This is a genomic window from Actinomycetes bacterium (assembly GCA_036510875.1).
Taxonomy (GTDB): Bacteria; Actinomycetota; Actinomycetes; order Prado026; family Prado026; genus DATCDE01.
Genome location: DATCDE010000083.1, coordinates 1 through 4,859 on the forward strand (window position 1 = coordinate 1; position 4,859 = coordinate 4,859).

Below are 4,859 nucleotides of genomic sequence, written 5' to 3' on the forward strand. Positions count from 1 at the left end.
CCTGCACGTTGGAGCAGCACGCGACGCGAGATCACGCGGCCGACAAGCAGCCCCGCCTCATCGAGGCGGATCAGCGCCACAGCGACGTCGTCGAGCCCCAGGCCCGTCGCGACCGCGACTTCCCCGACCGTCGACCGGCCGTCGCACCGCAACCAGACCGCTGTGGTGACGGCGTCGAGGTGAGTCACCCGCTCGGAGTCGACGTCGTACACCACAGTCTCGTCACCGAAGGCGCGCGAGACAACGCCCTCCGTCCGGCGGGCGACGATCGACTGCTGGCGGAGATCCATTGCGGCCCGATCAGGTCGACTGCGCTCGAACAACGAATCGTACCCGAGAAGCCCACCGGAATCCGGGCAGGAACGCCGACCAGATCAGCAGCCCTTGATCCCCTGGGAGATGGTCGTCACCTCAAGGGGGGCCGACGCTCGGCTGGCGGTGACTGTCACCGTCTGGTCGCCCCCAGCACCGGCCTGCGCGACCAGCTGGACGGTCGTGCTGCCTGCTCCGGACGCGTTGGCCGTGATCACGCCGGTCGCCTGCGCGGGGTTGCCCAAAAAGTTCCTATAACTGACCGTAATATTGACTGTCCCGGGGGTGAATCCGGTGATCGCCACATCGAGCGTGATCCACGAGACAAAGAACGGCGTGCAGCCGCTCTGCGTGGCGGTGACGGTGCGCACCGACGACGCGGCCGCCGCGGTGGCCGCGGCCATCGACAGCAGCGGCACCAGCACGGCGACCGTCCCCGCCCGCCGGAGCAGCGCCCGGCGCGAGGTGCCTCCGGAGGTGAGCAGTCCGGCGTCCTGCAGACGCAGCAGTGCAAGTGCCACGTCTTCCTCTGTCAGCAGGGTGGCCTCCGAGACGTCCACGAGCGTGGCGTCTCCGTCGCAGCAACGCCAGACCGCGGCTGTCACGGCGTCCAGATGGGTGACCCGCTCGGTGTCGACATCGAAGACCACGGCCTCGTCGCCGAAGTCACGGATGATGAGCCGCTCCGTGCGGGCAGCGGGCAGCGGTGCTCCGCGGTGCTCCACGCGCCCTCCGTAGGCTTGCCGCACACCTCCGCTGTTGCGGGGGACATGCGTAGCCTACTGACCGCGACCGGAGGTGGCCAGAGGTGCGGGTCTTGCGGATCTACCACGCCGGGCGCGACCCCGGGCATCGGGCCCGCGAGCGCGCGCTGGTCGCCGCTGGGGTCGACCTGACCCTGGTCGTGCCGCGGGGATGGCCGGACTCCGGATCACAACGGGACTTGCCGCGCGAGAATTTCCGGATAGTGGAATTGCCGGTCTCCCGGGGCGGAGATGCCAACCGGCACGTCTACACGGACACCGCCGCCCTGACTGGCGTGCTGAGCGACGTGCGACCGAACCTCATCGACTTGCACGAGGAGCCGTTCAGCCTGGCCACGCGGCAGTGGCTTCGCGTCGTTGATGGGCTGCCGGTCGTCATGTACACGGCGCAGAACCTGGACAAGCGCTTCCCGCCGCCGTTCGCCCAATACGAGCGGGCCGCGCTGCGCCGGGTCAATGCGCTGTACCCGTGCACGCGACAGGCCGCCTCGGTGGCCCGCGGCAAGGGGTTCACTGGCAGCATCGGCGTGCTGCCGCTGGGATTCGAGGAGTCCCTGTTCACGCCCGGTGAGCAGTCGCTGGACGACCCCGTGATCTTGCTGGGGTTGGTCGGCCGGCTGGTGCCGGAGAAGGGCGTACGGGACGCGGTCCGGGTGCTGGCTTCCGTACGGCGCGTGCGACCGGCGCGGTTACGGGTAGTCGGGAGCGGGTCGGAGCTGAAGCCGGCGCTGGAGTTGGCTGCGTCGCTGGGCATCGCCGACGCCGTCGACGTCTCGTCGTGGCGGCCGGTCGCGGATATGGCCGAGCTGTACCGGCAGATGCACGTCGTGCTGGTACCGAGCACGTCCACCCCCACCTGGATCGAGCAGTTCGGCCGGGTGATCGTCGAGGGCCGAGCCAGCGGCGCCGTGGTCGCCGGGTACGCCAGCGGGTCCATCCCCGAGGTGGCGGGCTCGCCCGGGTTGCTGGTTTCCGAGGGCGATACGGCAGGTTTGGCCGCGGCAGTCGCTGGCCTGGTGGCCGACCCGGCCTCGTACGCCCAGCGACGGGCGTCCGGGCTTGCGGCCAACCAGGGGTTGAGTTGGGGCGAGGTGGGGCGGGCGCAGGCCGCGCTATACGAGCAGGTCCTGTCCGATGGCTCACCGCGGATGGAACTTCCGGATACGGCCGCGGGACGGCGGGCCGCGGCCCGGGCGGAGTTCGGCCCGGTCGCCCGGACCCGGGTCGGGGAGCGACCATTTGCCCTTCCCTACCTGCGTGAGGGCGGGTCGGCAAGCCGGATTCTGGCCCAGGCTATCGACCGAGGAGTCAGTGCCCGGGAGCGGCATCTGCCGCACCGAGCAAGCTGAGCAGCCGGCCTGCCGCGTCGTGCGCCTCGCCACGGGTGCCGGTGAGGCCGCACACGCCGTCGGTGGCCGCTTGGAGGTGGTCCATCACTTCCACCGGTCGGGTGCGGGCCGGGACCGTGTTGTCGAGCAGCGCCATGGCGGCCCGGCCGCGGCTGAGTTCCTCCACCGCCCAGCCGGCTGCGGCGTCGTAGCGCAGGTGGGCGACGAGGGCCATCTGCACCGGTTGGGTCCCGGTGTGGCCGCCGATGTCCTCGGCGGTGACGCGGCGTGGTGGACTGCCGTTGGGCGGCCGGATCGACAGCATCCGCGCGTAGGGCCGGATGAGGCCCTGCGGGTCAAGCACCGTGTACTCGTCGGAGTAGTACGTGGCCCCCGCGCGCACCAGGGCGGCCACCAGGGTGGACTTGCCGGCCAGGGTCCGGCCTGGGACCACGATCGCCCGTCCGTGCCAGGCCACCGCCCCGGCGTGGACAAAGACAAACCCCTCCGCGTGTTCCGCCACCCACAGTTCGAGGTCGCCGATCATCCGGTCCAGTGCGGTGTCCTGGTCGGGGACGCGGGCCAGCACCTGCTCGTCGTTGGCCGCGGTCCAGCCGTCGTCGGTGGCGCGGACCTCCCAGTAGCGCTCGGGCGCGCCCACGTGCTCGGTCCAGCCGAACGGCAGTCGGCCGAGCGCCTCGTCGCCGAGCAGCCCGGGGACCTCGACCGCGAACGCCCGGCCGTAGGCGCTGCCGAGGATGCGCCGCGGGCGCTCAGGCTCGGCGCTGCCCACCGCGGCGTCCCTGTAGGGCCAGGTCGGCCTCGAGCGGCCGCCCCCGATCGCTTGACACGGTCACTCAGACTACGGGGCAGCGCGATGGTCTCCGCCACCGATCGGCGCAGCACCGACTACCGTCAGTTGCGAACCTGACGGCTGCGGTGACGAAACGGAGCGAGCGCACAGTGACCACGCCGAGCAGCGGCTTCGCGGCCGGGGCCGAGTTCTTCGGCGTGCTCGTCGTGTGCACCGGCAACGTGTGCCGCAGCCCGGCCACCGAGCGGCTGCTGCTGAAGAACCTCGACCGGGCCACCCCCTGGGCGTTCGCGCTGGGCAGCTCCGGGACGGCGGCGCTGGTCGGTCAGCCGATCCACCCGCTCACCGTGCACGCGCTGGCCGCGCACGGGGTGGACGGGCGCGGGCACGTCGCCCGCAACGTGACCGAGGCCCAACTGGCCCAGGCCGACCTGGTGCTCACCGCCACCCGGGCGCACCGGATCCCCCTCGTCGGGCTGCACCCGCCGGTCCGTGCGCGCACCTTCACGCTGCGGGAGTTCGCCCGGCTGGCGTCGGTGGCCTGCACCGAGGCCCGCACCCCGTGGGAGCTGGTGCGGGTCGTCTCCTCACTGCGCGGGTCCATGCCGCCGCCGCACCCGACCGACGACGACATCGCCGACCCGATCAACGGCGACTTCGAGGACCACGCCCACACGGTGCGGATGATCGCGGCCGCGACGGCGGAGATCGCCGCGTCGCTGCGCAAGTCGGTCGCCGTCCACGTCCCGGACGAAGCGGCTCCCGGTTCGCCGTGATCGCCGTCTCAGGGAGAGAAGCGCCAGCCGCGGGCGGCTTCCTCCCGCCAACGGCGATCTCGAGAAGGTGGCGATCGGACTGGCCGATCAGTTTCGAGGTTCGGCCCCGGAAGTTGATTGCCCATTGCTTACCTCCGGGCGGTCGAGCGATCGCTTCAGTGGGACTTCTCAAGGCGACGTTGAGGCAACGTGCGGTCCCCGCCACCAGCACCCAGCTCCTGAGCCCGCAGACGGTGCCCGTGGACGCAGCCGGGAACCTGCTCCTCACCAAGATCGGCGACGGCAGGGTGCGGCGGGTGGCGACGACGGGGACCATCAGCACCGCTGCCGGTGGCGGCTGAGTCCGGGCCCCACGAGTACCGCCCGGATGGGTCCGTTCGACGTGAGCTCCGGCTCGCGGCGTCCCGGTTGACCCGATCGGCGAGACGGACCCTCGCGGGCAACAGCCATGGTTCAGCCCGTCACCGGGCGACCGCGGCGAGGGTGATGTCGTGCTCGCACACCAGCACGCCGTCGTCGCCGGGCACGACGTCGCGAACCAGCGACTGCTTCACCCCGAACACCGTGTCGGAGTCGAGGTAGCGCGAGGAGCTGTCGAAGACGTGCGTCACCACAGGCCGGTGGCCCTCGGCGGTGACGATGGCGTGGATGTGGGCGGCCCGCCACGGGTGGCGTCCGGTCTGCCGCAGCAGCCGACCGACCGGGCCGTCGTCGGGGACGGCGTACGGGACCGGTCGCACGGTGCGGATCTCGTAGCGGCCCTCGGCGTCGGTGCGGTAGCGACCGCGCAGGTTGCCGGGCGGCTGCACGCCCGGCTGCTGGACGGCGTAGAAGCCGGTGCTGGCGTTCTGCCACACGTCCAGCA

Annotated in this window: 7 protein-coding genes; 3 read left to right on the forward strand and 4 right to left on the reverse strand. The window is 71.7% G+C overall.

Going from position 1 to position 4,859, the window contains the following annotated elements; genetic code table 11:
- On the reverse strand, positions 1-323 hold a 323-nt coding region (locus VIM19_04495), incomplete at its 3' end, for a hypothetical protein (GenBank protein ID HEY5184167.1).
- A gap of 51 nt (positions 324-374) precedes the next feature.
- Positions 375-1,037: a PqqD family protein gene (locus tag VIM19_04500; GenBank protein ID HEY5184168.1), complete on the reverse strand. Its 663-nt coding sequence runs from the start codon at positions 1,035-1,037 to the stop codon at positions 375-377.
- 83 nt (positions 1,038-1,120) lie between these two features.
- Between VIM19_04500 and VIM19_04505 the strand changes: the two genes are divergently transcribed.
- Positions 1,121-2,425 (forward strand): glycosyltransferase family 4 protein, encoded by a 1,305-nt coding sequence (locus tag VIM19_04505; GenBank protein ID HEY5184169.1) that lies wholly within the window; start codon positions 1,121-1,123, stop codon positions 2,423-2,425.
- On the opposite strand, the gene VIM19_04510 is transcribed toward VIM19_04505, so the two are convergent.
- A complete protein-coding gene (locus tag VIM19_04510; protein HEY5184170.1) occupies positions 2,385-3,197 on the reverse strand; it encodes a hypothetical protein in 813 nt (270 codons plus the stop codon). The genes VIM19_04505 and VIM19_04510 overlap by 41 nt on opposite strands.
- A 146-nt stretch (positions 3,198-3,343) precedes the next feature.
- On the opposite strand from VIM19_04510, the gene VIM19_04515 reads away from it, so the two are divergent.
- Positions 3,344-3,994 carry a hypothetical protein gene (locus tag VIM19_04515; protein HEY5184171.1) on the forward strand — a complete coding sequence of 217 codons (651 nt, stop codon included), beginning with the start codon at positions 3,344-3,346 and terminating at the stop codon, positions 3,992-3,994.
- Positions 3,995-4,152: 158 nt separating this feature from the next.
- On the forward strand, positions 4,153-4,335 hold the full coding sequence (locus VIM19_04520; GenBank protein HEY5184172.1) for a hypothetical protein: 183 nt from the start codon (positions 4,153-4,155) through the stop codon (positions 4,333-4,335).
- 120 nt (positions 4,336-4,455) lie between these two features.
- On the opposite strand, the gene VIM19_04525 is transcribed toward VIM19_04520, so the two are convergent.
- A partial coding sequence (locus VIM19_04525) for a 6-chlorohydroxyquinol-1,2-dioxygenase (GenBank protein ID HEY5184173.1) occupies positions 4,456-4,859 on the reverse strand: 404 nt, incomplete at its 5' end.